The 26,563-nt window shown below is 63.7% G+C and carries 28 protein-coding genes and 1 tRNA gene; 17 read left to right on the plus strand and 12 right to left on the minus strand.

The genetic code is table 11. The annotated features are described in order from the left end of the window. Positions 1-113 precede the first annotated feature (113 nt). The 3 genes from B5527_RS40675 to B5527_RS40685 all read right to left on the minus strand — a co-directional run bounded on the left by B5527_RS40675 (position 114) and on the right by B5527_RS40685 (position 2,346). Positions 114-836, minus strand: coding sequence for an LptA/OstA family protein (locus B5527_RS40675; protein ID WP_079607879.1), 723 nt, complete (start codon positions 834-836; stop codon positions 114-116). Positions 837-841: 5 nt separating this feature from the next. After that, entirely contained in the window at positions 842-1,600 is a 759-nt protein-coding gene (gene lptC / locus B5527_RS40680) for an LPS export ABC transporter periplasmic protein LptC (protein WP_079607880.1), read from the minus strand. Between the two features lie 131 nt (positions 1,601-1,731). Beyond that, on the minus strand, positions 1,732-2,346 hold the full coding sequence (locus B5527_RS40685; protein ID WP_079606518.1) for a ribonuclease D: 615 nt from the start codon (positions 2,344-2,346) through the stop codon (positions 1,732-1,734). Here B5527_RS40685 and B5527_RS45050 point away from each other — a divergent pair. Next, on the plus strand, positions 2,345-2,590 hold the full coding sequence (locus B5527_RS45050) for a hypothetical protein (protein WP_154072789.1): 246 nt from the start codon (positions 2,345-2,347) through the stop codon (positions 2,588-2,590). The two genes, B5527_RS40685 and B5527_RS45050, sit on opposite strands and share 2 nt — an antisense overlap. 122 nt (positions 2,591-2,712) lie before the next feature. After that, on the plus strand, positions 2,713-3,471 hold the full coding sequence (locus B5527_RS40690) for an NYN domain-containing protein (RefSeq protein ID WP_079607881.1): 759 nt from the start codon (positions 2,713-2,715) through the stop codon (positions 3,469-3,471). 126 nt (positions 3,472-3,597) lie between these two features. Here B5527_RS40690 and B5527_RS40695 read toward each other — a convergent pair whose 3' ends face one another. Further along, on the minus strand, positions 3,598-4,359 hold the full coding sequence (locus B5527_RS40695; RefSeq protein WP_245332434.1) for a hypothetical protein: 762 nt from the start codon (positions 4,357-4,359) through the stop codon (positions 3,598-3,600). A gap of 279 nt (positions 4,360-4,638) precedes the next feature. On the opposite strand from B5527_RS40695, the gene B5527_RS40700 reads away from it, so the two are divergent. Continuing rightward, entirely contained in the window at positions 4,639-4,836 is a 198-nt protein-coding gene (locus B5527_RS40700; RefSeq protein ID WP_079606519.1) for a hypothetical protein, read from the plus strand. A 97-nt stretch (positions 4,837-4,933) separates the two neighbouring features. Here the strand turns inward: B5527_RS40700 and B5527_RS40705 are convergent. Further along, positions 4,934-5,020 (minus strand) — tRNA-Leu (locus B5527_RS40705). A 149-nt stretch (positions 5,021-5,169) separates the two neighbouring features. Between B5527_RS40705 and B5527_RS40710 the strand changes: the two genes are divergently transcribed. Further along, positions 5,170-6,138 (plus strand): complex I NDUFA9 subunit family protein, encoded by a 969-nt coding sequence (locus tag B5527_RS40710; protein ID WP_079606520.1) that lies wholly within the window; start codon positions 5,170-5,172, stop codon positions 6,136-6,138. 45 nt (positions 6,139-6,183) lie between these two features. Here the strand turns inward: B5527_RS40710 and B5527_RS40715 are convergent, their stop codons facing one another. Then, on the minus strand, positions 6,184-6,990 hold the full coding sequence (locus tag B5527_RS40715; protein ID WP_079606521.1) for an undecaprenyl-diphosphate phosphatase: 807 nt from the start codon (positions 6,988-6,990) through the stop codon (positions 6,184-6,186). Between the two features lie 198 nt (positions 6,991-7,188). On the opposite strand from B5527_RS40715, the gene B5527_RS40720 reads away from it, so the two are divergent. The 3 genes from B5527_RS40720 (at position 7,189) to B5527_RS40730 (ending at position 10,046) form a co-directional block, all read left to right on the plus strand. After that, complete coding sequence (locus tag B5527_RS40720; RefSeq protein WP_079606522.1) at positions 7,189-7,881, plus strand: glutathione S-transferase family protein; 693 nt, start codon at positions 7,189-7,191, stop codon at positions 7,879-7,881. Then, a complete protein-coding gene (queG, locus tag B5527_RS40725) occupies positions 7,830-9,038 on the plus strand; it encodes a tRNA epoxyqueuosine(34) reductase QueG (protein ID WP_079606523.1) in 1,209 nt (402 codons plus the stop codon). The genes B5527_RS40720 and queG overlap by 52 nt, the downstream gene beginning before the upstream one ends. Before the next feature lie 210 nt (positions 9,039-9,248). Beyond that, on the plus strand, positions 9,249-10,046 hold the full coding sequence (locus tag B5527_RS40730; protein ID WP_079607883.1) for an acyl-CoA thioesterase domain-containing protein: 798 nt from the start codon (positions 9,249-9,251) through the stop codon (positions 10,044-10,046). A 110-nt stretch (positions 10,047-10,156) separates the two neighbouring features. Here B5527_RS40730 and B5527_RS40735 read toward each other — a convergent pair whose 3' ends face one another. Next, complete coding sequence (locus B5527_RS40735; RefSeq protein WP_079606524.1) at positions 10,157-10,945, minus strand: alpha/beta hydrolase; 789 nt, start codon at positions 10,943-10,945, stop codon at positions 10,157-10,159. A gap of 272 nt (positions 10,946-11,217) precedes the next feature. Between B5527_RS40735 and infC the strand changes: the two genes are divergently transcribed. Together infC and B5527_RS40745 are read left to right on the plus strand one after the other, a co-directional pair. Continuing rightward, positions 11,218-11,757 (plus strand): translation initiation factor IF-3, encoded by a 540-nt coding sequence (infC, locus tag B5527_RS40740; RefSeq protein ID WP_079606525.1) that lies wholly within the window; start codon positions 11,218-11,220, stop codon positions 11,755-11,757. Positions 11,758-12,043: 286 nt separating this feature from the next. Beyond that, a complete protein-coding gene (locus tag B5527_RS40745; protein ID WP_079606526.1) occupies positions 12,044-13,081 on the plus strand; it encodes an IS110 family transposase in 1,038 nt (345 codons plus the stop codon). 332 nt (positions 13,082-13,413) lie between these two features. Here B5527_RS40745 and B5527_RS40750 read toward each other — a convergent pair whose 3' ends face one another. Continuing rightward, on the minus strand, positions 13,414-13,848 hold the full coding sequence (locus tag B5527_RS40750; RefSeq protein ID WP_079606527.1) for a hypothetical protein: 435 nt from the start codon (positions 13,846-13,848) through the stop codon (positions 13,414-13,416). A 262-nt stretch (positions 13,849-14,110) separates the two neighbouring features. Here B5527_RS40750 and rpmI point away from each other — a divergent pair, with 262 nt between their 5' ends. From rpmI to B5527_RS40780, 6 genes are all read left to right on the plus strand, one after another. Continuing rightward, complete coding sequence (gene rpmI, locus B5527_RS40755; protein WP_079606528.1) at positions 14,111-14,311, plus strand: 50S ribosomal protein L35; 201 nt, start codon at positions 14,111-14,113, stop codon at positions 14,309-14,311. Between the two features lie 86 nt (positions 14,312-14,397). After that, entirely contained in the window at positions 14,398-14,757 is a 360-nt protein-coding gene (gene rplT / locus B5527_RS40760; protein WP_029585523.1) for a 50S ribosomal protein L20, read from the plus strand. Positions 14,758-14,941: 184 nt separating this feature from the next. Then, complete coding sequence (gene pheS / locus B5527_RS40765; RefSeq protein ID WP_079606529.1) at positions 14,942-16,048, plus strand: phenylalanine--tRNA ligase subunit alpha; 1,107 nt, start codon at positions 14,942-14,944, stop codon at positions 16,046-16,048. Positions 16,049-16,263: 215 nt separating this feature from the next. After that, positions 16,264-16,710, plus strand: a complete 447-nt coding sequence (locus tag B5527_RS40770; protein ID WP_079607884.1) for an endonuclease domain-containing protein — start codon at positions 16,264-16,266, stop codon at positions 16,708-16,710. Next, entirely contained in the window at positions 16,707-19,115 is a 2,409-nt protein-coding gene (gene pheT, locus B5527_RS40775) for a phenylalanine--tRNA ligase subunit beta (RefSeq protein WP_079606530.1), read from the plus strand. The genes B5527_RS40770 and pheT overlap by 4 nt, the downstream gene beginning before the upstream one ends. Further along, positions 19,112-19,882, plus strand: coding sequence for a sulfite exporter TauE/SafE family protein (locus B5527_RS40780; RefSeq protein WP_079606531.1), 771 nt, complete (start codon positions 19,112-19,114; stop codon positions 19,880-19,882). The genes pheT and B5527_RS40780 overlap by 4 nt, the downstream gene beginning before the upstream one ends. Positions 19,883-19,914: 32 nt before the next feature. Here B5527_RS40780 and B5527_RS40785 read toward each other — a convergent pair whose 3' ends face one another. Together B5527_RS40785 and B5527_RS40790 are read right to left on the minus strand one after the other, a co-directional pair. Further along, positions 19,915-20,190: a hypothetical protein gene (locus B5527_RS40785; RefSeq protein WP_245332435.1), complete on the minus strand. Its 276-nt coding sequence runs from the start codon at positions 20,188-20,190 to the stop codon at positions 19,915-19,917. 130 nt (positions 20,191-20,320) lie between these two features. Then, positions 20,321-21,751, minus strand: a complete 1,431-nt coding sequence (locus B5527_RS40790; RefSeq protein ID WP_079606532.1) for a flavin monoamine oxidase family protein — start codon at positions 21,749-21,751, stop codon at positions 20,321-20,323. A 192-nt stretch (positions 21,752-21,943) separates the two neighbouring features. On the opposite strand from B5527_RS40790, the gene B5527_RS40795 reads away from it, so the two are divergent. Further along, positions 21,944-22,843 (plus strand): YiiX/YebB-like N1pC/P60 family cysteine hydrolase, encoded by a 900-nt coding sequence (locus B5527_RS40795; RefSeq protein WP_079606533.1) that lies wholly within the window; start codon positions 21,944-21,946, stop codon positions 22,841-22,843. Positions 22,844-22,859: 16 nt separating this feature from the next. Here the strand turns inward: B5527_RS40795 and B5527_RS40800 are convergent, their stop codons facing one another. Together B5527_RS40800 and B5527_RS40805 are read right to left on the minus strand one after the other, a co-directional pair. Beyond that, on the minus strand, positions 22,860-23,807 hold the full coding sequence (locus B5527_RS40800; RefSeq protein WP_079606534.1) for a hydroxymethylglutaryl-CoA lyase: 948 nt from the start codon (positions 23,805-23,807) through the stop codon (positions 22,860-22,862). Then, entirely contained in the window at positions 23,804-24,985 is a 1,182-nt protein-coding gene (locus tag B5527_RS40805) for a CaiB/BaiF CoA transferase family protein (protein ID WP_079606535.1), read from the minus strand. The genes B5527_RS40800 and B5527_RS40805 overlap by 4 nt, the downstream gene beginning before the upstream one ends. A gap of 159 nt (positions 24,986-25,144) precedes the next feature. Between B5527_RS40805 and B5527_RS40810 the strand changes: the two genes are divergently transcribed. Beyond that, complete coding sequence (locus tag B5527_RS40810) at positions 25,145-26,551, plus strand: MFS transporter (protein ID WP_079607885.1); 1,407 nt, start codon at positions 25,145-25,147, stop codon at positions 26,549-26,551. Positions 26,552-26,563 lie beyond the last annotated feature (12 nt).

Genomic DNA, 26,563 nt, shown 5'->3' on the forward strand with positions numbered 1-26,563 from the left:
CGGACCCCGCGCGATTGGAGGGCCGGATCGCGCCGCCGGGCTGTTCCGTAGATACAGGTTTACGCCGCGGGCTTCAACCTCGCCGCCCCGCGATAGCAGCCAAGCAATTGATATTATTTCGGTTTATTTGAAGCGCCGAAGGCCGGCAGAGGCGACCCCGCGCCGGGCGATGCCGGTCCGCAGCCCTGTCCCGACTGGATGAACAGCCCCTGGACCTTTCCGCTGTCGGATTCCACCCGCGATACCCCCGTGGTCATGTCGACCAACAGGCGGTCACCGCGAAGCACATTCTTGCATTGGGTCAGCACCACCCCGCCGAGCATGGTGATCAGGTTGGTCTTGGTATCGAACACGGCGGTGTCCCCGGTGACGACCTGATCCTTCTGGGTGACGATCACGTTGCCCTTGGCCTCCAGCCGCTTGATCGACGAACTTCCGCCGGGACCCGGGGTCGCGGACTGCATCGGCGCCGATTTTGCCGCCGCCGCCTTAGTGTTGGCGTTAGCGTTAGCAGCCGGCGCCTCCGATGGGGCCGGGCTCGATTCGTAAAACACCACAAGCGTCTTCGACGTCATGGTGGTGTCGCCCTGCACCACCTTCACATTGCCGGAGAAGGTCGCTTCCTTTTTCTTGTCGCGCATCTCGAGCGTGGCGGCTTCGATCTGGATCGGCTGGTCGCGATTCTGCGTAAACCCCTGCATGGCATTGGGCACGCCCTGCACCGAGCTCTGTGCACCGGCTTCGCCGGCGGCACTCATCGCCAGCACAAAAGCGGCGCTACAGGCGAAGCGCGCGATCCGCCTGTACGGGATGCAGCGCGAGAAAGACATCATCATGAACTTCATTTCGGGTTGGCGGCTTTGCCGGATTGAGACCGCGCTTTGGCCGGATGAACGACCGCGGGCTCGGGCGCCGCGGATACGCTGGCGGCGGGCGGGCTGGACGTCTCGGCGGGTGGCAGATGGTCCAAATTCATCACCACATTGCCTTCGAATCTCACGACTTCGCCGCCTCCTGTAATTCTGAGCCTGTCGGAGGTCAGGGTTCCGTTGAGCAATTTGACGTCGACATGCTCGTCCGACGTTACCGTGCCCTTGCCCATGTCGACGAACGCCTGCGTCAGGCGCGCCTCGTAGCCCGTGGAAGTCTGCAGAAAGATATCCTTGTGCAGATCCAGCAACTGGTCCTTGGAATTGAACAGGCCGTTGAGTGCATCCAGCGTGACGGTCGACTGGTCTTCCATCAACATCTTGGCCCGCAATGTCTTGAGATCGACGTGGTCCGGATCGGTCACATCCTGGGTCGCGGTTTTGGCCCACATTTCGTAGGGCCGCTGATCGGTCGTGTAGCCGGACAGATGCGGCGATTCCATCGTGATCTTGGTGCCGGAGACGACGAGGTTTCCGATGTCGAGCGGCAGCTTGGGCATCAGCATCCGGAACGGATTGAAAACCGACACCCCGACGATGGCCGCCAGCGCCAGGATCACGGCCGCCGGGACCGCGATGCGCAGCGCCCGCACCATCCGGCTGTGGCGCGCAGCGATGGCAAAGCGCGCCTCCATTCCGGCTTGATAGGCAGGATTCTGAACCGAATTCACCGCTGCTCCCAAGCGCTGGCGTCCCCTATTCTACCCGGGATGGCCGGATTATGCAGCCCGGACCTCCCGCTATGAGTGTGACCGAAACGGGGCGGAAGCCGGCCGGCTCGGCGCTTCAAAAGGGCCTCAGCCTACGAATGGGCAAAAATGTCCTCGGTGTCCCAGCCCTGCAGGTCGAGCCTCGCCCGCGTCGGCAAAAATTCGAAGCAGGATTGCGCCAGCCCCAGACGGCCCTCGCGCGCCAGCATGATATCGAGGCGCTCGCGCAGCGCATGCAGATGCAGCACGTCGGAGGCCGCGTAGGCAAGTTGCGCCTCGCTCAGGGTCTGCGAGCCCCAGTCGCTGGATTGCTGCTGCTTCGACAGATCGATGTTGAGCAACTCGCGCACCAGATCCTTCAGGCCGTGGCGATCGGTATAGGTGCGGGCCAGCCGCGAGGCGATCTTGGTGCAATACACCGGCTGCGGCATCACGCCGAAGGCGTTGTCGAGCGCGGCAATATCGAACCGCGCGAAATGAAAAATCTTGGTGATTTTCGGATTGGCCAGCAACGCCTTCAGGTTCGGCGTGTCGGTCTGGCCCTTGGGAATCTGCACCACGTCGGCGCTGCCGTCGCCGTTCGACAGCTGCACCACGCAGAGCCGGTCGCGATGCGGATGCAGCCCCATGGTCTCGGTGTCGATCGCCACCGAATCGGTGTAGCGGGTGAGATCAGGCAGGTCGCCGCGGTGCAGGCGTACGGTCATGTTGTTTACGAACCTCGTCGAATCGATGGGGGTCAAACTACCGCCCAAACGGTCAAGAGGCGAGCGTCCGGCGTGCTGTTCAGGCCACGAACATAGGTCAGAGCTGCGGAAAGCTCGCCGCGACGGCTTGTCGGCGATCCCGGTCGTTCCGGTCAAGGCCGAATCTGATCTGGAACGGATCGCCTCCGGTGCGGCCTGTTCCGGCCACCGTCCGGGCTTTAAAGGCGCACCGTTGCTCGCCTGAACCCATAGCAGTTGGAACCAGGGCCGCAGGGGATACATGCGGTAATTTTTATCGCGATTTTCCGGAATCGGCAGAATCGAGTCAATATAACTCGGCCGTCGCCACAACCGAAGGTGCCCTTGATGAAAATCGAACAGCAGCGCTTGCCCCGCCTCGCCGTGCTCATCGACGCCGACAATACCTCGCCGCAAATCGCCGGCGGTCTGTTCGAGGAAGTGGCGAAGTTCGGAGAAGCCAGCGTACGGCGCATTTACGGGGATTTTTCCGGCCCGCAGCTCAGATCATGGGCCGATATCCTGTCAAAGCACGCCATCGATCCCTACCAGCAGTTCGCCTACACCAAGGGCAAGAACGCCTCCGACATTGCGCTCGTCATCGATGCGATGGATCTGCTGCACAGCGGACGGTTCGAAGGATTTTGCCTGGTGTCGTCCGACAGCGATTTTACCCGGCTGGCATCCCGCCTGCGTGAACAGGGCGCCGACGTCTACGGATTCGGCAAACAGGACACCCCGGAAAGTTTCCGGCAGGCGTGCCGCCGCTTCATCTACACCGAGAATCTGGTGTCCGAGACACCGGCGGCCAATTCCGGCGCAGCACCGAAGTCCAGGTCACTGCAGCCGCCCAGCGCCGCGATCCCGATTCTGGAAAAGGCGATTTCTCAGATTGAAAGCGAGGATGGGTGGGTCAGGCTCGATACCGTGGGATCGGTGCTGGTAAATCTGGTGTCGGATTTCGACGTCCGCACCTTCGGTTTCAGGAAGCTGAGCGACCTCGTGCGCAACGGCGGCGGGTTCGACTTCGAGAAGATCGAGGGCGGCCACCTGCGTATCCGCGCCAAGCCCGCCGGCGGCGACAGCCCCAAGGTCAAAGCGAAGTGAATGCCACGGCGCGGTGATTTCGCGCAGGGCCGCCTGTGGGGTTCTCGGGCATGCAGAGAAATCATGGGCTTGGGCAGGAATGGTGCCCAGGAAAGGAGCGGACGATCCAGACAGCAATCCGGCGAGTCACAATGGCCCTGACCCACGTAGGGCACGCTTTAGACGGCTGTCGGTGTGCGGATCGACATAATGGAACAGGGCAGTCGCGCGCGTCTTGTCAGGATCGCAAGGCTCGTTGGTGTGGATGGAGCGATAGCCCCAGAAAAGATACAGGTTGCCCGGCTTCAATTTGATCCGGACCAGATGCGAAGAAGGCGCTTTCGCCAAACGCCTCAGCAGTAACTGTGTGAGCGGATTGTCTACGAGCAATTTATCAATCAGGTTTTGTGCATACCACGTTCTGACAGAGCGAGTGTTTGGAACCATGAGGAGTTCGCCGGAGTGCCGTCCTTCCGGAACACAGATCGGGAGCAAGGCAGTTAGCACATAGGAGTCGTAGTGGAACCGGAGCGAGTGTTGTTGACTCGAGGAGCCGGTCAGACAGCGCAGAATTTGGTAGTACGGCTGATCGGGGGCCTGATTTCCCGTCGCGCGTTCATAAACGCGCGTGCAAAGCCGTCGGAATATCGGGGATTTGGCCATTCGCTCAAGCGGCGTGCCTGCCAAATCTTCACAGCCCGTGAAACAGACATACTGGTTTCCCGCGGCCTGAACTGTATCTTCAACGAAGGCGTGAAGCTGATCAAGCTCGTGCTGCTTCAAATAATGGGAAACGACTCCATATCCGCCGCGATCGATCGAGCTGACCAACTCGCTGACCGACTCGTCCGACAAATCCGGAAATCCTCCGTTCAGCGAAATATCCGATGCACCCCCTGCAGTGGCCATGGGCGTACCCTTGGAATCCGCCCCCGCGCGCCGCGCGAAGCCATTTCAGCCGGCGCAGGCTTCGGACTGCTCGCGTGGCTGGCGGCATAATCTGCGGGAAACTTGGCGGCCCTTCCCCGATCTCTGGAAATCCATCGTCTAAATTGTGGCGGTATCGAGGCGTTATAGAGGCCGAGCAATGTCACAGGAACCAGCCTGCCCTGTCGTCTGCGCAACGACCCGACCACCCTGCCCCGCAAACCTATCTTCGGTGATTGGCTGCTCGAACGCGGCCTCGCCATGCTCTACGTCCCGAGCGGCATCAGGAAGAGCTGGCTACCATCGCCCGCCGCGATTGCTGGAGGCGGATCGCTCCATGACTGGAATGCGCCATCTGCTGAGCGGGTCATGCTGGAGGACGGAGAAATGGACCTCTCCGACATCAAGGACCGCCTGGGCATCGTCTTCAAGACAGTGAAGGGCGACCCATGGCCGTGAAGAACTGCTGGGGATCGTCGAGGCATGGAAGCCCAAGCTACTCGTGCTCGACAACCTCTGCACACTGGCCAAGTAATAACAGCACTATCTGACACGATGGTGCCCAGGAAAGGACTCGAACCTTCACGGCCGTTAAGCCACTGGCACCTGAAGCCAGCGCGTCTACCAATTCCGCCACCTGGGCCCGGGCCGGTTAGTACGGACCGGTTGCGCGCTTGTCAAATTGTTGAACCGTTGCCCAAATGCGCTGTACAGCGCCGGCATGTTGGCGTATCGCGAAACCGCTAAATCCTCCCACGACCGATCGAATTTGACCCCAGGAAATTGACTCCCATGGCATCGAATCTGGACACGCTGGTCACGGTTTTCGGGGGATCGGGCTTTCTGGGACGAAGCGTGGTCCGCGCGCTCGCCAAGCGCGATTACCGCGTCCGGGTCGCGGTGCGGCGGCCGGAACTGGCCGGGCATCTGCAGCCGCTCGGCAGGGTCGGCCAGATCCACGCGGTGCAGGCCAATCTGCGCTACCCGATGTCGGTGGAAGCCGCGATGCGTGACTCCCACGCTGCCATCAATCTGGTCGGCATTCTGACCGAAAGCGGTGAACAGACCTTCGAGGCGGTGCAGGGATCAGGCGCCGGCAGGGTGGCGAAAGCGGCGGCGGCCGTGGGCGCGCGGATGGTGCATGTCTCGGCGATCGGCGCCGACGAGAATTCGCCGGCGCGTTACGGACGCTCCAAGGCCGCCGGCGAAAGGGCGGTGCTGTCGGCCGTGCCCGAGGCGACGATCCTGCGGCCATCGGTGGTGTTCGGGCCGGAGGATCAATTCACCAACCGTTTTGCGGCGCTGGCACGGATGTCGCCGATGCTGCCCTTGATCGGCGGCGGCCTGACAAGACTGCAGCCGGTCTATGTCGGCGATGTCGCGACCGCGGTCGCCGATGCCGTCGACGGCAAGACCAAAGCCGGGGCGACCTACGAACTCGGCGGTCCGGAAGTGCTGACCATGCGCGAGATCCTGGAAATCATTCTCGCAACCATCGAACGCAAGCGCATGCTGGTTTCGCTGCCCTTCGGGCTGGCGAAATTGCAGGCGCTGATGCTGCAGTTCGCGCCCGGACCGCTGAAACTGACGCCGGACCAGGTGGTGCTGCTGCGGTCGGACAATGTGGTATCCCAGACGGCGAAGGCCGCCGGGCTGACCCTGGAAGGCCTGGGAATCGCGGCGGATTCGCTGGAAGCGATCGCCCCGCAATACCTCTGGCGCTTCCGCGCCGCCGGGCAGTTCCAACGCAATGGCGCGTGATTCATCCGTCGTCCCGGCGGACGCCGGGATGACCCGGAGCGAATTCTACCGCCCCATCGCCAGCGCGATCAGGCCGAGCGTGCCGACGATGACGCGCCACCACGCGAACAGCGTGAAGCCATGGCGGGTGACGTAACTCAAAAATGTTTTCACCACGACGATCGCGGTGATGAAGGACACCACGAAACCGATCGCGATGATCCCCAGATGATCGGCCGTCATCTCGGCGCGGCTCTTGTAGAAATCATAGGCGAAGGCGCCGACCATGGTCGGGATCGCCAGGAAGAAGGAGAATTCCGCCGCCGCGCGCTTGTCCGCCCCTAACAGCATCGCAGCCACGATGCTGGCCCCGGAGCGCGACACCCCGGGAATCATCGCCAGGCATTGCGCGACGCCGATCCAAAGATAGGTCAGCAGCGGAAACTTGGTCGCATCGTGTTCGTACGGCTTGTGATCGATCTGATCGACCCACAACAGGATCGCGCCTCCGACGATCAGCGAAAAGCAGACCACCCAGGGATTAAACAGAACTTCCTTGATATATTTCCCGGCGATCAGGCCGATGATCACCGCCGGCAGGAACGCCACCAGCAGGCCGATGACAAATCGCCGGTCGTCGGAATTGGAGAACATGCCGAGCGCGATCCGCCATAGTTTTGCGAAATAGATCACGACAATCGCGAGAATCGCGCCGAGCTGAATCAGCACGGTAAAACTGTTCCAGAAACTGCCCGCGCCGAGATCGAAGAATCGTTCCGCCAGCAACAGATGGCCGGTCGAGGAAACCGGCAGGAATTCCGTCACACCCTCGACGACGCCGAGGATCACCGCACGTACTGCATCAGACATCATGACTGGTCCGTTAGGATCGAAATGAGGCGAAAAGCCGGGCTCTTCTCGCTTATTCGTCCCTCTGCCGCAATCTCAAATAACGTGAAAACACAGGTTGCCTCATTCGCGCGCTCCGGTAGTTTGGCGCGTTGCCCCCGGTACAGCCGCCGCCTCGCGCGGTGAGGATTTCTTAAGCACCGCAAAACTATCAAGGGATACATGTTCACGCTGTTTCATCATCCGTTCTGTCCGCATTCGCGCTTTGTCCGCCTGGCGCTCGGCGAATACGGCCTCGATGTGCGGCTGGTGGAAGAGCGGGCCTGGGAGCGGCGCGAGGCTTTTCTCGCGCTCAATCCCGCGGGCACCACGCCGGTGTTGATCGCCGAAGGCCAGCCTTCGATTCCCGGCGCCGCGATCATCGCCGAATATCTCGATGAGACCCATGGCGCCGCGATGAAGCAACGCCGGCTGCTGCCGACGACGGCGGGCGAGCGCATCGAGGTGCGCCGGCTGATGGCGTGGTTCAACGAAAAATTTTTCGAGGAAGCCTCCAATCCGCTGGTCACCGAGCGTATCTACAAGCGCTTCATGAGCGAAGATGATGGCGGCGGGGCGCCGGCGGCGGATGTGATCCGCGCGGCGAAGGCCAATGTGCGCTATCATCTGGCCTATATCGGCTGGCTGGCGCAGACGCGGAATTTTCTGGCCGGCGACCGGCTGACCTATGCGGACCTCGCCGCCGCGGCGCATCTTTCGGCGATCGATTATCTGGGCGACGTGCCATGGATAGAGGACGACGCGGCAAAGGCGTGGTACGCGCGGGTGAAATCCCGCCCGTCGTTCCGCCCCTTGCTGAGCGAATGGCTGGCGGGCGTGCCGGCGTCGCGCACCTACGTGGACCTCGACTTCTGAACGCCCACCTCAAGCTGTCTCCCGCCGATCTGAAGGCTGGGCTCACGAGCGAAGCGCGCGCGCTCGGATTCGATTGCGTCGGCGTTGCCGATCCGGATGCGATCGGTCGCGCGGGCCCATATTTCCGCGCATTCCTCGACGCCGGCGCGCATGGCGACATGGACTGGCTCGCAGCTCATCCGGAACGCCGCACCGACCCGCGCGTGCTGTGGCCGGACGTGCGCTCGGTGATCATGCTGGGCGTCAATTACGGACCCGACCAAAATCCGCTGGCGATCCTCGAACAACGCACGCGCGGCGCGATCTCGGTCTATGCGCAGGGCGACGATTATCACGACCTGATCAAGAAGCGACTGAAGACGCTGGCGCGGTGGCTGGCCGCCACCTCGGGCGGCGAGGTCAAGGTGTTCGTCGATACCGCCGCGGTGATGGAAAAGCCGCTGGCGCAGGCGGCGGGACTGGGCTGGCAGGGCAAGCACACCAACCTCGTCTCGCGCGAATTCGGCTCATGGCTGTTTCTCGGCGCGATCTTCACCACGTCGGACCTGCCGCGCGACGAAGCCGACACCGACCATTGCGGCTCGTGCCGGGCCTGCCTCGATATCTGCCCGACGTCGGCATTTCCCGCACCCTACAAACTCGATGCACGGCGCTGCATTTCCTATCTCACCATCGAGAGCAAGGCGCCGATCCCACAGGAATTCCGCAAAGCCATCGGCAACCGAATCTATGGCTGCGACGATTGCCTCGCGGTCTGTCCGTGGAACAAGTTCGCGCAGGCCGGGCGCGAAACCAAACTCGCCGCGCGCGACGGGTTGCGCGCGCCATCGCTCGCCGAACTCGCCCGGCTCGATGATGCCGCGTTTCGCGCGCAGTTCACAAAATCGCCGGTCAAGCGCATCGGCCGCGACCGTTTTGTTCGCAATGTGCTGATCGCGATCGGCAACTCCAACGACCCTGCATTGGCGGCGGAGGCCGAACGCCTGCTCGATGACGCAAGTCCGCTGGTGCGCGGTGCCGCCGTGTGGGCACTGTCGCAACTGCTCGGGCGGGAGGAGTTTTTGGCACGCGCGGAAAAGGCGATCAACGCCGAGGTGGACGAGAGCGTGCGGACGGAGTGGCAGTCCGGTCGCACGAGCGCCCTTTCCTCATCCTGAGGAGCGGCCACTTGGCCGCGTCTCGAAGGATGGCCGCGAGTCCCTGCGTTGCATCCATCCTTCGAGACGCTTGCGGAGTTTATCATCGGGCCGCGCTTCGCGCGGACCCGGTGGCAAGCTCCTCAGGATGAGGTCCGAATCCTTCAGGCTCTGAGGATCAACATGGCCGCCCTTGATTTCATCGCGCATATTCCGTCATGGTCCCGCGCCATGACGAATCAGCCTTTCTTCACCAGAGACCGCGACGCCTACATTCCCACCGATGCCGCGCGCGGGCCGTGGGACCCTAATTCGCTGCACGGCCGTGTCATCATCGGACTGCTGGCATTCGCCATCGAGCAGCGTCACGGCGCCGACGACTTCGTGCCGGCGCGGCTGACGGTGGACATGTTTCGCCTGCCCACGCTCGCGCCGATCGAGGTCACGACGCGGCTGGTCCGCGATGGCCTGCGCATCAGGGTGGTCGAGGCCGATTTTTTCAGCGGCGGCGTCGGCATGGCGCGCGCCTCTTGCCAGCTGTTGCGCAAGACACAAGACCCGCAAGGCCAGGTCTGGTCGCCGCCGAACTGGGATGTGCCGGCGCCATCGGACATTCCGGCCCCGACCGATCCGCGGCTCGGCATGAACGGCAAATGGGCCACCCGGCCGATCGTGGGCGCGATGGGCACCGTCGGCCCGCGGCGGCTCTGGATGAGCGAAGTGCGCGACCTCGTCGAAGGCGCGGCGCTGACGCCGTTCGTGCGGGTCGCGGTGGCGGCGGATTTCGCCAGCCCCTTTGCCAATGCCGGCGACCAGGGCCTCGGCTACATCAACAGCGACGTCACGCTGTATCTGCACCGCCTGCCGGTGAAGGAATGGATCGGCTTCGAGGTGGTGAACCACCACGCCACCGACGGCGTCGCGATCGGCGAGTGTTTTCTGTACGACCAGCAGGGGGCGATCGGCACATCCACCGTGGCGGCCCTGGCGCAACGCAAGCCGATGGCGGCCCAACGTCCCGCACCGTGATGAAATTCACGCCGTCATTCCGGGGCGACGCACAGCGTCGAACCCGGAATCTCGAGATTCCGGGTTCGCACTATCGTGCGCCCCGGAATGACAAGTTGCCGGCTAAAGCCTCACCCGATCTCCGCTACCGCCGCGAGAATCCGCGCGATGTCCTGCGGCCGCGACAGGCGGTGATCGCCGTCCTGGATCATCGTCAGCACCACATCGTCGCTGGGCAGCCGGTCCGCCAGCGCGAACGCATGCCGCCATGGCACGTCCGGATCCTGTGCGCCCTGCAGGATGCGAACCGGGCAGCCCACATCGATCGCGCTGCCGAGCAGCAGATGGCTGCGGCCCTCCTCGATCAGCGCGCGGGTGATCGGATAGGGCTCGCCGTATGCCGAGGGCCGCAGCCAGACGCCCCGGCTCTCGATCTCCCGACGAATTTCGGGCGAAAATCCTTTCCACATCAGTTCCTCGGTAAAATCCGGTGCCGGCGCGATCAGCACCAGCCCGGCGAGCGAGGCGCGTCCTGCCGGGCGCCGCGCCAGTTCCCGCGCCAACAACAGCGCGATCCAGCCGCCCATCGACGAGCCGATCACGACCTGCGGGCCGGTACAGAATTGCTCGAACACCGCGACGCTCTCTTCCAGCCAGCGCCCGATGGTGCCGTCGACGAACGCGCCGCCGGATTCGCCGTGGCCGGAATAATCGAACCGGACAGAGGCGCGATCGCGCTCGGCGGCCCAGGCGTCCAGCGCCAGCGCCTTGGTGCCCCGCATGTCCGAATTGAAACCGCCGAGCCAGAACAGCCCGGGCGCGCCACCGGCGCGGGCGCGCACCGCGATGCTGCGCGCAGCGCTGTCCCTGCCTACCACGACGAAGGAGGGTGGCTGCTCGAATGCGTCGGAATTGGTCATGAAGGGGTCACTCTGGTTCGCTGCTGTTTGATTGAGCACACACGATCCGTCAACGGACGCCAATACCGGCATTAAGTATTTCGCCGAGCTTGCGGAACAGAGGCATGGTCTCTATGTGGCTGGTCTGAACGTTCCACGCGGCTAAGCGTTGTTCGGCGTGACCAAAATGCCTCGCATTTGAAGGTTTTCGCGCCGACAACGCGAGTTTGCTTGCCCGCTGAGCCTTATTCCTTCAAACTGTTGCCCTCGTTCACAACCTTGGAGAGTTACCCATTCGCCGTCCCAACAGAGCCCCGCCCGCTGCCACCAAAGACGGGCCGCGTACCAACGATGAAATCCGCAACGCACAGGTTCAGCTCATCGACCAGAACGGCCTGAATCACGGCACGGTCGAAACAGCGGCCGCCGTCAAGATGGCCCTCGAAGCGGGCATGGATCTTGTGGAGATTTCGCCCAATAACAATCCTCCCGTTTGCAAGATCATGGACTACGGGAAGTTCAAATATTCGGCGCAGAAAAAAGCCGCGGAGGCGCGCAAGAAACAGAAGATCGTCGAGATCAAGGAGATCAAGCTTCGGCCGATGATCGACGATCACGATTACGACGTGAAGATGCGCGCGATGCAGCGCTTTTTCGAGGAGGGTGACAAGGTCAAGGTCACCTTGCGCTATCGCGGCCGCGAAATGGCGCATCAGGAAATCGGCACCAAATTGCTGGACAAGGTCAAGAGCGACGTCGCGGAGATCGCGAAGGTCGAGCAGGACGCGCGCTTTGAAGGCCGTCAGGTCGTCATGGTTCTGGCGCCGCGCTAAGTCGCCCGGCACATCCCATTAGTCAATTTAGTCGCAGCGAAACGGCCCGTCAGAGCATCTGGCGGGCCGGTTTCTTTTGCGCGTCGCGCGCGTCTTCGACGCGCCATGGCGGTGCGCTGCGAGCGGGGGCCCACATTTCACCGGACGCAGTTTGGTCCCGGCTCTGCGGAGCGGCGTCACGAACGCTGCACCGCCTCAACGAGCAAGTGATGGTGTGTGGACGGCCCCCTACGGCATCAGTGTGCCAGAATGAGGTTGTTGCAAATCTCAGACAAAGGAGCCGTCCGTGAACCAGATTATCCGCATTGGAATGGATACGTCTAAGCATTTTTTTCAGCTGCATGGGGTGGATGCCACCGAGCGGCCAGTGCTGCGCCGGAGGCTGCGGCGCAATGAGGTGTTGGCGTTTTTTGCCAAGCTGCCGCCAACCGTTATCGGGATGGAGGCCTGCGGCGCAGGGCATTACTGGACGCGGGAGTTGCGCAAGCTCGGCCACGAGGTGAAGCTGATGGCGCCGCAGCACGTGAAGGCTTACGTCAAACGTAACAAGAATGACGGGCGCGATGCCGAGGGCCTGTGCGAGGCGATGAGCCGGCCGACGATGCAGTTCGTGCCGATGAAGACCGAAGAGCAGCAGGCGGCGCTGATGCTGGTGGGGGTTCGCCAGCAGCTGATCGCAAGGCGTACCCAACTCAGCAACGCGATCCGCGGCTACGCGGCGGAGTTTGGTCTGATCACCGCCAAGGGTCTGGACAAGATCGAGCCGTTATTGGCGCGGATCGCGCAGGACGAGAGCTTGCCGGAGCTGGCGCGCGAGATGTTTGCGGTGTACGGCAGGGAATATGCGCGGCTGCAGGTCGAACTGAAGGCGATCGAGGTCAGGCTACTGGCCTGGCACCGCGCCAATGCCGACAGCCGTCGTCTGGCGCAGATCCCGGGGATCGGGCCGATCGGCGCCACGGCGCTGGTCATGAAGACCCCCGACCCTCGCCTGCTCCCGTCCGGGCGGCACTTCGCGGCCTGGATCGGGCTGACACCAAGGGATCATTCCACCGCCGGCAAGACCCGGATCGGCAAGATCACCCGCGCCGGAGATGAGATGCTGCGCAGCGTGCTGGTGGCGGGAGCAACCGCGGTGATCCAGCAGGCGAGACATGGTCGCGGCCGTCCGTCGCCCTGGCTGATGGCCCTGCTGAAGCGCAAGTCAGCGAAGCTCGCGGCGGTAGCCCTCGCCAACAAGATTGCCCGCATCGCGTGGAAGCTGATGGTGACAGGCCAAAGTTACGATGGCGCGCGGATGCCCAGCGCACTCGCCGCCGCCTAAGAGATCGGCCGGTCGGCGGGTTCGCCGCACTGGCTGAGCCGGAGCTGCAAGAGGAGACAGATGGTAGGATCGATCGATCCGAGGTGCGAGACAGTCCGTGGGACCCATTGGCCTGTAAAGGTCGCTGGAGTGTTTGGAGCTCGCGTCGCGGAAAACCATCTTGGCCAGCGGTCCAAAGTGACCGCATCAACAGGCCGGACATATGGATGCAAGCGATCCGATCAGACCCTCAAAAAACTCTTGTGGCACGGGGGCCGTCCACATATGGGTCCCGGCTCTGTTGCGCACCGTGAGGGACGCTGCACCGCGTCCTCGACACGAGAGCCTTTGATCTAACTCCGCGTGGCCTGCCAGCTGCCGCTGCAGCGGTCGCCTGAAATAACGCCGCTCCACCGACCCGCCCCGGTATTGCCGAAGAGCCGGCCGCTGCCGCTGGCCACCGACAGGCCGACCGATATCCTGACCGACACCACGCCGGCCCGGCTGATGCCGCCCGTCACCTTGCCTCCGCCAGCAGATGACACGCGACGGCCGGACACGGCGAAGGGAGCACTGTTGGTCGGGCTGCAATTGCCTGCCCGGGTCACGAAGATCACGTTCCAGATACCGTCATAGGCTCCCGCCGCCCTGACGATTCTGGCCTGCCGGGCATCGGCGGTGCCGGGCACGACCAGTGCGGCGAGAACCGCTGAAGTAAACACCCAGCGCAAGCTACGCGACGGCCTGGATTGGGCGAAAAGGGCAACCGATCGGGCTGAAATCGTCATTTTTTTCCTGTTTTTTGGCCGCGTCCGGATGGCGTGAGACCATGTGTCTACCGATATGGTTCGACGGTTCATCGTTGCCAATCCCGCTCGGCTCTGCCATAAGCCCAACCTTCATCGCCCGGCTGATCAAGGGCTGCCGTGTCGATGCCCGTGCTGGTTGTTGCGTTTAGGCAATAACCGAGCACTTTCAACGCTCTAACGAGCATTTTAGCCGCGAAAGCGCCCCTTTGGGCGCGTTTTTGTGCGGCAACAGGAGAGCCAAATGCCCAAGCTGAAGACCAAGTCAGGCGCTAAAAAGCGCTTCAAGGTGACTGCCACCGGCAAAGTGATGCACGCCCAGCGCGGCAAGCGCCACGGCATGATCAAGCGGACCAAGAAGCAGATTCGTCAGCTTCGCGGCACCCGCGTGCTGTTCAAGACCGACGGCGACAACATCAAGAAATACTTCTTGCCGCACGCCTGATCGCGAAAGCGATCGCGGTCTTACGCTTTTGCCGAGCCGCGTTCGCGCGGCGATCCGTCACCCATTTTCCATGAAGGAGACCCGTCATGTCTCGCGTTAAACGCGGTGTGACCTCTCACGCCAAGCACAAGAAAGTCTACAAGGCCGCCAAGGGTTTTTACGGCCGCCGCAAGAACACCATCCGCGCCGCCAAAGCCGCGGTCGAAAAGGCCGGCCAATACGCCTTCCGCGACCGCAAGCGCAAGAAGCGCACCTTCCGCGCGCTGTGGATCCAGCGCCTCAACGCCGCGGTGCGTCCGTTCGGCATGACCTACAGCGTCTTTATCAACGGCCTTTCGAAGTCGGGCATCACGGTGGACCGCAAGGTGCTGTCGGATCTCGCCATCAACGAGCCGGCGGCGTTCCAGGCGATCGCCGAAAAGGCCAAGGCCGCGCTGGCGGCGTAAGTTTCGCGAAAGCGTTTGCTTCACCTCTCCCGTCGGGAGAGGTCGGCGCGTAGCGCCGGGTGAGGGGTTACGGACTATCGATGGATCGTAACCCCTCACCCCAGCCCTCTCCCGATGGGAGAGGGAGCGCACCGGCGTTGCGGCAGCCAAAGTAGTCCTTCAACTACCTTCGCCAGGGATCGCCATGTCCGACCTCGTGACGCTTGAACAAACCATCCTCGCCGATATCGCCACCGCCGGCGACGAAGCAGCACTTGAGGCCGTGCGCGTCGCCGCGCTCGGCAAGAAGGGTTCGATCTCCGCGCTGTTGTCGACGCTCGGCAAGATGTCGCCGGACGAGCGCAAGACCCAGGGTGCTGCGATCAATCTGGCCAAGGATACGGTCACGCAGGCGCTGACCGCGCGCCGCGATATCCTGAAAACCGCGGCCCTCGATGCGCGGCTCAAATCCGAGACCATCGACGTCACGCTGCCGTTGCGCGAGACCCCTGCCGAGCAGGGTCGGATTCATCCGCTCAGCCAGGTGATGGACGAACTCACCGCGATCTTCGCCGACATGGGATTCGCGATCGCCGAGGGTCCCGACATCGAGACCGACGACTACAACTTCACAAAACTGAATTTTCCCGAAGGTCATCCGGCGCGGGAGATGCACGACACGTTCTTCTTCAATCCGAAGGAAGACCCCGGTTCGGCGCCCGGAACAGGTGGTTCGCGGATGCTGTTGCGCACCCACACCTCGCCGGTGCAGGTCCGCACCATGCTGACCCAGAAGCCGCCGATCCGCATCATCTGCCCGGGCCGCACCTATCGGATCGATTCCGATGCTACCCACACGCCGCAGTTTCACCAGGTCGAGGGCCTCGTCATCGACAAGGGCTCGCATCTCGGCCATCTCAAATGGATCCTGCACGAATTCTGCAAGGCGTTCTTCGAGGTCGACCACATCAACATGCGATTCCGCCCGTCGTTCTTCCCGTTCACCGAGCCGTCGCTCGAGGTCGATATCCAGTGCCGGCGCGACAAGGGCGAAATCCGCTTCGGCGAAGGCGAGGACTGGCTGGAGATTCTCGGCTGCGGCATGGTGCATCCCAACGTGCTGCGCGCCTGCGGCATTGATCCCGACGTCTACCAGGGTTTCGCCTGGGGCATGGGCATCGACCGCATCGCGATGCTGAAATACGGCATGTCCGACCTGCGCCAGCTGTTCGAAAGCGACGTCCGCTGGCTCACCCATTACGGCTTCAAGCCGCTCGACGTCCCGACGCTGGCGGGAGGGCTGAGTTCGTGAGTCTCGTCAATGTCCTGACCCATCGCGCAGGCGTGCTCGAAACGATTGCCGCCGCGGATGCGGAGAGAGCCCCCACCCTGACCCTCCCCCGCAAGCGGGAGAGGGAATGGACCAACGTTGGGGTTGGCAGCAGTCCATCAACTCGACGAGATGAGCCCCCTCTCCCGCTTGCGGGGGAGGGTTGGGGTGGGGGTGCCTCCGCCCGGGAGGTCGTCATGGCTGAAGAGAAGTCGCCGACGTGGAAGGTGCCTTCCAGGCTGCGTTCGAATGCACGCGCACTCAGGAGGAATTCCACGGACGCTGAGCGCATCCTGTGGTCGGAGCTACGCGACCACCGTCTGAACGGCGCCAGCTTCCGACGCCAAGTGCCGATCGCGAACTACATTGCCGACTTCGTCTGCCATGCTGCCAAACTGGCAATCGAGCTTGATGGCGGACAGCACTTCTCGGATGGCCAAGAGGCCGCCGATGCCCGACGCAGCATGATTATCGAAGCGAAAGGCTTTAAGGTGCTTCGCTTCAGCAATCACGACGTGATGGCGAATCGCGCAGGCGTGCTCGAAACGATTGCCACCGCAGTTGCGGAGAGAGCCCCCGCCCTGACCCTCCTCCGCAAGCGGGAGAGGGAATGCGAACTGCCCGCGGGGAAGCGACCATCATGAAATTCACCCTCTCCTGGCTGAAAGAACATCTCGACACCGACGAGCCCCTGGAAAAACTCGCCGACAAGCTCACCATGATCGGGCTCGAGGTCGAGAACATCGAGGACAAGGCGAAGCAGCTTTCGCCGTTCACGATCGCGCGGGTGATCTCGGCCGAGCAGCACCCCAACGCGGATCGCTTGAGGGTCTGCATGGTCGATACCGGTGATGGGGCAGCACCCGTGCAGGTGGTTTGCGGTGCGCCGAATGCGCGGGCCGGTCTCGTCAGCGTGTTCTCGGCGCCTGGCACCTTCATTCCCGGCAAGAACATCACACTCGGCGTCGGCACCATCAGGGGCGTCGAGAGCCGCGGCATGCTGTGCTCGGCGGCGGAATTGCAGATCTCGGAAGATCACGACGGCATCATGGAACTGCCGGCGGACGCGCCAATCGGCGCTGCTTACGCGCAGTGGGCCGGGCTCGGCGATCCCGTGCTCGAAATCAACCTGACGCCGAATCGGCAGGATTGCGCCGGCGTGCACGGCATCGCCCGCGACCTAAGCGCCGCCGACATGGGCAAGTTCAAAGACCCCACGATCAAACCGATCAAGGGTGAATTCCCCTGCCCGGTGACGGTGACGGTCGAGGACGCCACGCTATGCCCCGGCTTCGCGCTGCGGCTGGTGCGCGGCGTCAAGAACGGACCCTCGCCGGAATGGCTGCAGCAGCGCCTGACCTCGATCGGGCTGCGTCCGATCAATGCGCTGGTCGATATCACCAACTTCATGACCTACGACCGCGCCCGGCCGCTGCATGTGTTCGACGCGGCCAAAGTCAGCGGCAATCTCACCGTGCGCCGCGCCCGCGACGGCGAGACGCTGCTGGCGCTCGACGGCCGCACCTACACGCTCGACAAGGATGTCTGCGTCATCGCCGATGATCACGGCGTCGAATCGCTCGCCGGCATCATGGGCGGCGAAGCCTCCGGCTGTTCGGAGGACACCACCGACGTGCTGATCGAATCGGCGCTGTGGAACGAGATCAACATCGCCCAGACCGGCCGCAAGCTCGGCATCAATTCCGACGCGCGCTATCGTTTCGAGCGCGGCGTCGACCCCGCCTTCATGGTGCCGGGACTGGAAATGGCGACCCGGCTCGTGATGGATCTGTGCGGCGGCGCGCCGTCGGAAAATGTCGTGGTCGGCAAGGCCTTCGCCGACGATCGCGTGATCGATTTTCCGCTCAGCGAGGTCAGGCGGCTCGCCGGGATCGACGTGCCGCTCCCGGAGATCAAGCGTATCCTCAGCCATCTCGGCTTCATGATTGCGGGCCCCGGCCCGGTGGTGAAGGTCGCGGTGCCGTCCTGGCGATCGGACGTGCACGGCAAGGCCGATATCGTCGAGGAGATCGTGCGCATCGTCGGCGTCGACAAGGTGCCGATGACGCCGTTCGATCGCGGCGAGGAGGCCCGCAAGCCGATCCTCACCTCGATCCAGCTGCGTACCCGCCGCGCCAAGCGCGCGCTCGCCGCGCGCGGCATGGTCGAGGCGGTGACATGGTCGTTCATCTCGAAACCGCATGCCGAATTGTTCGGCGGCGGGCAGCCCGAGCTCGCGCTCGCCAATCCGATCGCGGCGGATATGTCCGACATGCGGCCGAGCCTGCTGCCGGGTCTGGTCGCAGCGGTTCAGGCCAATGCCAATCGCGGCTTTCCGGATGTCGCGCTGTTCGAAGTCGGCCAGATCTTCAGGGGCGACCGGCCGGAGGATCAGCTGATCGCGGCATCAGGCGTTCGGCACGGCTTTGCGTCATCGAAAGGCATGGGGCGGCACTGGTCCGGCTCGGCAACGGCTGACGCACTCGACGCCAAGGCCGATGCGTTTGCGGTACTCGCCGCCGCCGGCGCGCCGATGCAGGCGCTGCAGGTGGTGTCCGGCGGCGCAAGCTGGCTGCATCCGGGACGCTCAGGCACCATCCAGATCGGACCGCAAAACGTGCTGGGCTATTTCGGCGAACTGCATCCGCGCGCGCTGGATGTGCTCCGCGCCGACGGCCCGATGATCGGGTTCGAGGTGATCCTCGATCGCATTCCGGCCGCCAAGCAGCGGCCGACCCGCGCCAGGCCGGTGCTCGAACTGTCGCCATTCCAGCCGGTGTCGCGCGACTTTGCGTTCATCGTCGATCGCAGCGTCAGGGCCGGCGACATCGTTCGATCGGCACAAGGCGTCGACAAGAAGCTGATCACTGATGTGACGGTGTTCGACGTCTACGAAGGCAAGGGCATCGACGAGGGCAAGAAGTCGATCGCGATCGCGGTGACGATCCAGCCGCGCGAGAAAACCCTGACCGATCAGGAGATCGAAGCGGTCGCCGCCAGGATCGTGGCCGAGGTGACGAGGAAGACCGGCGGCGTCTTGCGCGGATGAGCCTGATCGGCCTGATCCCGACCGATGTCGGCAGCAACGTCGCCATCGCCATCTGCGCCATTGCTTTCGTGTCGGGAACGGCGCGCGGATTTTCCGGTTTCGGCTCCGCGCTGATCTTCATGCCGCTGGCAAGCAGCCTGGCGGCGCCGCGCCTTGTCGCCGCCCTCCTGCTCGTTATCGATGTCGTCGCGGCAGCGCCGCTGCTTCCGAATGCGTGGAAACATGCGGACCGCAAGGCCACCGCCGTCATGGTATCGGGCGCGCTGGTCGGCGTACCCCTGGGTACTTACTTCCTCACCAGACTCGATCCGGTGACCACGCGCTGGATCATTTCCGGCTTCGTGTCCGCCCTGCTGTTGCTGCTGTTGTCGGGCTGGCGTTACCGGGGCAAGGACCACCCGGCGATTTCCGTCGGGATCGGCGGGCTGGCCGGCTTTTGCAGCGGGCTGGCGCAAACCGCCGGGCCGCCGATCGTCGGCTATTGGCTCGGCCGGCCGATCGCCTCGGCCATCGCCCGCGCCAACATCCTGCTGTTTTTCGGCGCTTCCGACTTCTTTTCCGCCGTCAGCTATGCGTTGAGCGGGCTGATCACCGCGGACGCGATCCGGTTTTCGTTTCTGATCGGTCCGGTCTACGGCGTCGGCGTCTGGTTCGGCGCTCGGCTGTTCGGCCGCGCCAGTGAGAGGCTTTTCCGCTCGCTCTGTTATGCCTTGATCGCGGCGGCGGTCATCATCGGCCTGCCGGCGCTTGACGGCGTGCTGCGTTAGAAGTTTGCGCGGTGCGCACCGTCATTCCGCCATCACCAGATCGCTATAGCCATAACCGTCGCGCTCGACGCGCTCGCCGGCAGCAACCGTGAGGCGGCGCGAGAAGATCGGCCCTGCCCGGCGAGAAACAGATCGCCGAAGACGATGTGGCTGATGCCTTCCCGGCTGGCGCGCGCGGCCGCTTCGCCCATGCGGGCTTCGTAAATTTCGTTCGGGCAAGGGTAAGGGATCGGCACGATCCGCGCCGGCCATGCGGCGGCATCGAGCTGCGCGTGCAGGATCTCCTGCCGCACGCCGTGGATCGACACCCGGCCGAACGTCTGGTCACCGTCGTCAAAGCGCCGACGACGTCGAATTCGCCGGCGCGCCTGACTTCATGAAGCGCGAACGCGCTGTCCTTGCCGCTCGACCACGAGATGAGTGCTTTCGGCCGCGCCATCAGTTGATCGGCGAGGTGGGGGTTGCAGACCTCGCTGGCGCGGCGCGGCGCGGGCGTTTTGCCGCTGGCGTCGGCGCTTGCGGCGGTCCGATATCCCGCAGCGCGCCGATCCTTCGCAGCGCGGCTTCCGCCGCGCGCTCGCCGCTTTCCCAGGCGCCGTCAACCGTTCCCCACAGGGTCTCGTGGGTGGCTTCGCCCGCAAGGAACATGCAGCCGACGGGCTCGGTTAGAATTTTTCGCGATGGTTCGCCGCCCGGCACGGCCGCCGACATCGCGCCAAGCACGAACGGCGCAGCGTTCCAGCGGGTCGCGCTCGATTTCTTGACGGCGGCAGCGGCTTCGCTGCCGAACAGTTTCGTCAGCCACTCGACGGCAAACGCCAGCATCGCCGGCTCGCCCTGGGCGGAAAGATCGCGGCCGAAGGAACCCGCGACATCGATCGAACACAGCGACGAGCCCGCCATGTTGGCGAACAACATCGCGGTGCGCGTCGAGCTGCTCTGCTCGATGATGATGTCGTCGCGGGCCAGCCCCAACGGATTGCCCGGCAATTGCAGGGCAATGCGATCATAGCTGCCGAGGCTCAATTTGGCCGCGGCATCGAGCTGGCGCCTGGGAATGTCCGGCGTGAATTTGATGTTGCCCGCGGTCAATACGTTGCTCGACACCGTGATGATGGCGGCACGGGCGGCGATCTTGCCCGCCGGCGTCTCCACCGTGACGTCGCGGCCGCTCCAGCTGATGCGGCTGGCGGGCGTCGACAGCGCAAGCGGGACCTGCTCGCCGAGCTTCGCGATCAGGGTCCCCAAACCCTGGCGGCAGGCGATCGCGGCGTTGCGCTCCTGGGCGCGGGCCTTGTCGATCACGGAGATGTCTCTCAGGTCCTTGCCGGTGGCGTTGGCGCCGAGCACGAATTCCGCCGTCGCCGCCCAGTCGCCGAGGTCCTTCGGCAGCACCGAGGCGCAGGACACATCGGCCTTGCCGCGCGAGGCATCGTCGATGGCGCGGTTGGCGCGCACCAAAGCGGCGAGAAATTCTTCAGTTTCCCCGGCCCGCGCGTTGCGGCGGCCGATGCGGATTTTCTGGCCGAGCGGCGCTGCGGAGACGTCGAGCCCGGCGCTGCGCCCGAGCCTGATCATCGGGTTGCTGTCGGGATTATGCATCCAGCGGGCGCCACGATCGAACGGCACCTCGAACGTCGCGGTGTCGGTGGCGCAGCGGCCGCCGACCTGGCTTGCGGCTTCCACCACAATGACCTTGCGGTTCGCAGCCTGGATGCGCCGCGCGGCGGCGATGCCGGCCACACCGGCGCCGATCACGACAATGTCGGCCTCGCGCGGCAATGGCGCGCCCCAGGCGCTGGCGCCGAGCAGCGGGGTCGCCGCAGCGGCCGCGGACGCCGAGAGAAAGTCGCGCCGCGTCATTGTCATGTCATGGTTTCCGGAACTTTGAAAAACAGGAGAACGGCTAGTGAACTTGCCGCATCCAGGGGCAGGCGGCAACCGTCATGGTGAATCAATCATGATTGATCCGCGCCATGCATGAACTAAATTGCAACAGCTTTCGACCATGATAAGAAAAGAGAAAAAAGCGGTCAGAAAGGCCGCTGGGGGGAAACCATCATGGGCGTTGTGCTCGATACAATCGGAAAGCTGATCGCGGATTACCTCCAGAAGGAGGTGCCGGGCTATGAGCCGTTCACCCCGAGCGACCCCGAGCATTTGCGCGGGATTGTCGAGCAGGGCGATGTCCTGCTGGTCGAGGGCAACAACCGCGTCTCCGGCATCATCAAATATCTGACGCAGTCGACCTGGTCGCATGCCGCGCTGTTTGTCGGTCCGATCGACGGCGCGGCGGAACCCGACGGCGAGCCGCATGTGCTGATCGAAGCCAATATCGGCGAAGGTGTAACTTCGGCGCCGCTGTCGAAATATCTTCCCTACCACACCAGGCTATGCCGGCCGGTCGGCCTGTCGTTCGAGGACCGCTACACGGTGTGCCGCTACGCCATCAACCGGATCGGCTTCGGCTACGACACCAAGAACATCGTCGACCTGATGCGCTATTTGATTCCGTTGCCGGTTCCGCAGCGCTGGCGACGACGGATGATCGCGTTCGGTTCCGGCGATCCGACCAAGATCATCTGCTCGGCGCTGATCGCGCAGGCGTTCGACGCCGTGCGCTACCCGATCCTGCCCAAGATCACCCGCGCCGCCAGCAAGAAGGCCCGGCGCGAAATCCTGCACATCCGCGATTCCTCGCTCTATATGCCGCGCGATTTCGACATCTCGCCCTATTTCGAAATCGTCAAACCCACCATCGTGCACGGCTTCGACTACACCGCCCTGCACTGGGCCGACAAGCAAAAGCCGCTCCGGGAGGTAGCGGGCGAATTCGGCCCGTTTCAAGAGTCGATCGAGTCGCCGCCGCTTGTTCCTGAAGAGATTGACGAAAAGGCGCCGCTTCCGGCTGAAGAAGTGACCTTGGCCGGCGAGGAAGCGACGCTGGAGATGGCGGCTTAAAAGATCGCTGTCAGATTCAAGCCGCCACGCCGGATTTGCGGTCGGGCAGCCCGGCACGGGCGAGCCCGCCATAGAGCGTCTCATTAGGCATTTCCGCTTCCAGGATCGAGCGTACCGCAATCAGCTTTTCGATATCGATGCCGGTCGCGAAACCCTTGCTCTCGCAAAGAAACACGAGGTCTTCGAACACGACGTTGCCGGTAGCGCCGGGCGCGAATGGACAGCCGCCCAAACCGCCCAGCGAGCCGTCGAGGATGCGCGCGCCGGCATCGAGGGCGGCGGACGCGTTTGCAATCCCCATGCCCCTGGTATCGTGCAGATGAACGCAGACCGGCCTCGCGCCGGAAATCTTCACGACTGCGCGGGTCAGCTCTGCCACCTGCCTGGGGCCGGCATAGCCGACGGTATCGGCGATGGCGACGAAATCGACGCCGGCCTCCAGACATTTTTCGACCAGTTTGATCACTTCATTGGGGTCGACGGGCCCGGTGATCGAACATCCCAGCGCCATCGAGATCGCGGCATTGACGAGCGGCTTGTGCACGCTGGCGTCGCGCAACTCGCAAAGCCGCCTCACATTGGCGATGGCCTCCTCGCGCGACCGCCTGGCATTGGCCTGGCTGTGCTCTTCGGTCGCCGAAACCACCGTCGCGACTTCGGCCACGCCCGACGCCAGCGCTTCATTGACGCCGCGCTCGTTGAGCGCCAGTGCCACGCCGTGCGTGCCCGGAAGCGCCGCAACGGTCCTGACAATATCGCGCACATCGGCGAATTGCGGAAACGTGCGCGCGGGCAGAAACGAGCCGACTTCGAAATGCCGCACGCCCGCGCCGTATTCGTCGCGGACCCAGCGTTGCTTCGCGGCTGTGGACGGAAAGGTCTTCACCAGTTGCAGACCGTCCCGCAAGCCGACCTCGCGCAAGCTGACGCGATCGCCGGGATACACGTCCTGAACGCGGGTCATGCGAGCCTCGCAGCGGGTTTGGCGGTTGCAGGAAGTTCTTCGGCGTTGAGTTCGGCGCGGACCGCTTCGGTATCGGCGCCGAGCGCCGGCACTTTGAGCCCTTCGCCGATGCTGGCGCCGTTCCACTCGATCGGAAGCGCGGGGACTCGGAACGGCTCGCCATCGGCATTAGTGTTGTTGACGAGACCGCCGGGGCGCAGCACATGCGGATCATCGAACAGGTCTTCGGGACGGTTGATCGGCGAGAAGCAGATGTTGAGCCGGTCCAGCGTTGCGGAGAGTTCGGCTGCGTTCCAGCGTTTGATGATCTCCGCGGCCCGCGGAATGATCCTGGACCGCGCCAGAATGCGGTCGGTCGTGGTCCGCAGAGCGGGATCTTCCAAAAATTCCAGCATGCCGAACTCCCGGCAAAAACTCTGCCAGTGGCCTTCGGTGACGACCCCGATGAAAATGCGTTCACCGCCCGCCGTCTCGAAAATATCATAGATCGGCCAGGCGTGTTCGCGCTCCGGCATCGAGCGCGGCTTGTTGCCGGTCATCTCGTACTCGACCATGTGCTGGGCCACCAGGAACAGGCAGTTTTCGAATAACCCGATGCGGATATCGGCGCCATCAGCGGTGCCGCCACGCTTCTGGTAGAGCGCGGCAAGGATCGCGATCGCGCCGAACATGCCGCCCATGATGTCGTTGGCGGAAGAGCCGACACGCTGCGGCCTGGCGCTAGTGCCGGTCATGGCGGCCAGTCCCGACATCATCTGCACGACCTCGTCCAGCGCCGGGCGATGCTCGTACGGGCCGGACAGAAAGCCTTTGTGCCCGGCGACAATCAAATGCGGATGTCTTTTGCGCAGTTCTTCAGCGCCGAGCCCCTGCTTTTCCAGCTGGCCATCGCGGAAATTTTCCAGAAACACGTCGGCGCTGGCGAGCAGCCGGTGCATCGTCTCGCGATCCTCGGTCTTGGCAAAGTCGAGTACGACGCTGCGCTTGCCGCGGTTGAACAGCGGGAAGAACGAAGTTCCCATGCCCCCCAGGCTGCGGGTCTTGTCGCCGGCCGGTGGCTCGACCTTGATGATCTCGGCGCCGAGCTGCGCCAGAACCATGCCGCAGGTCGGCCCCATCACCATATGGGTCATTTCGACGACCCTCACGCCGGCCAGCGGCAGTCCCGTCCCGGTCATCGTTGTCTCCCGTGCAATTTCGGCCGCCGGCCGTGCCCCAGACTAGGCTTCCGGGCGCTATCTGTTAAACATAATCGTGGCAAGCGACAACGGAAGCGCCGCGGGACAACGCAGCAATGCACGTTGCGCCTAAAAAAGAAAACCGCGGGAGAGGAAATCATGAGTGCCGTCGGCATCGACTCCGGGCTTGATTTGGCCGCCGCTCGCGGTGGGCCGGACGAAATATCCCGGCGGCTCGAAAGCCTGCCCGCCTCGTCTTATTTATGGCGCCTTGTGATCCTGCTGTCGCTCGGCGGCTGCTTCGAAATCTACGACCTGTTTCTGACCGGCTATATCGCGCCGGGCCTCAACCGCAGCGGACTGTTGACCACCACGACGCAGGCGTTTTTCGGCTTTTCGGGAATCGGCGCGTTCGTGGCGGCGACCTTTGCCGGGCTGTTCGCCGGCACCTTCTTTCTGGGCTTTCTGGCCGACCGGTTCGGGCGGCGCGCGATCTTCACCTGGGCGCTGCTTGGCTACAGCGCGGCGTCGGTGGCGATGGCGTGCCAGACCACGTCGGGCGGCGTCCTGCTGTGGCGGTTCATCGCCGGGATCGGCATCGGCGTCGAGATCATCACCATCGACGCCTATATCACCGAGCTGGTGCCGAGCTGGATCCGAGGCCGCGCCTTTGCAATCAACCAGTCCGTGATGTTTGCTTCCGTACCGGTGGTGGCATTGCTGTCGTGGTGGCTGGTGCCGCTGTCGCCTTACGGGATCGAGGGCTGGCGCTGGGTGGTCCTGATCGGCGCCGCCGGCAGCATGATCATCTGGGTCCTGCGGCTGTTGGTGCCGGAAAGCCCGCTGTGGCTCGCGCGCCATGGCCGAACCGAGGAAGCGCTCAAAATCCTTGGGGAGCTCGAAGCCTCCGCCGGCACCGCGCGTCCGCAAAGAACGGCCGACGTGCTGCCGGCGCGCGCGACGACGCAAGCGGGTTTTGCCGATCTGTTCCGGCCGCCATATGTGTCGCTGGTCGTGCTGTTCATGGTGTTCAATTTCTGCCAGGCCTTCGGCTTCTATGGTTTCGCCAACTGGGTGCCGGCGCTGCTGGTCGAAAAGGGCATCACCGTCACCAAGAGCCTGCAATATTCCTTCATCGTTGCGTTTGCCTATCCGATCGCGCCGCTATTGGCCGCAAGCTTCGCCGACCGGTTCGAGCGCAAATGGATCATCTGCGGCGCATCGGTTGCGATCTGCGCATTCGGGATGGCCTTCTCGCAATTTGCGGAACCCGTGCTTTTGATCCTGTGCGGCGTGTTGATTACCGCTGCGAACACGACCCTGTCGTACGCCTATCACGCCTATCAGACCGAGGTGTTTCCGACCTCGATCCGCGCCCGTGCGTCGGGCCTCGTCTATTCGATGAGCCGGATCAGCGCGACATTTTCGGGCTTCATCGTCGCCTATGTGCTGCGCGAGGCCGGGGTCCGCGGGGTGTTCGGCCTGATCACGTCGGCGATGATCGTCGTCATTGTCGTGATGGCGGCCTTCGGCCCGAATGTGCGCGGCAAACCGCTCGACGCCTGATGGAGGCCCTGC

The sequence above is a fragment of the Bradyrhizobium erythrophlei genome (assembly GCF_900129425.1).
Lineage (GTDB): Bacteria > Pseudomonadota > Alphaproteobacteria > Rhizobiales > Xanthobacteraceae > Bradyrhizobium > Bradyrhizobium erythrophlei_C.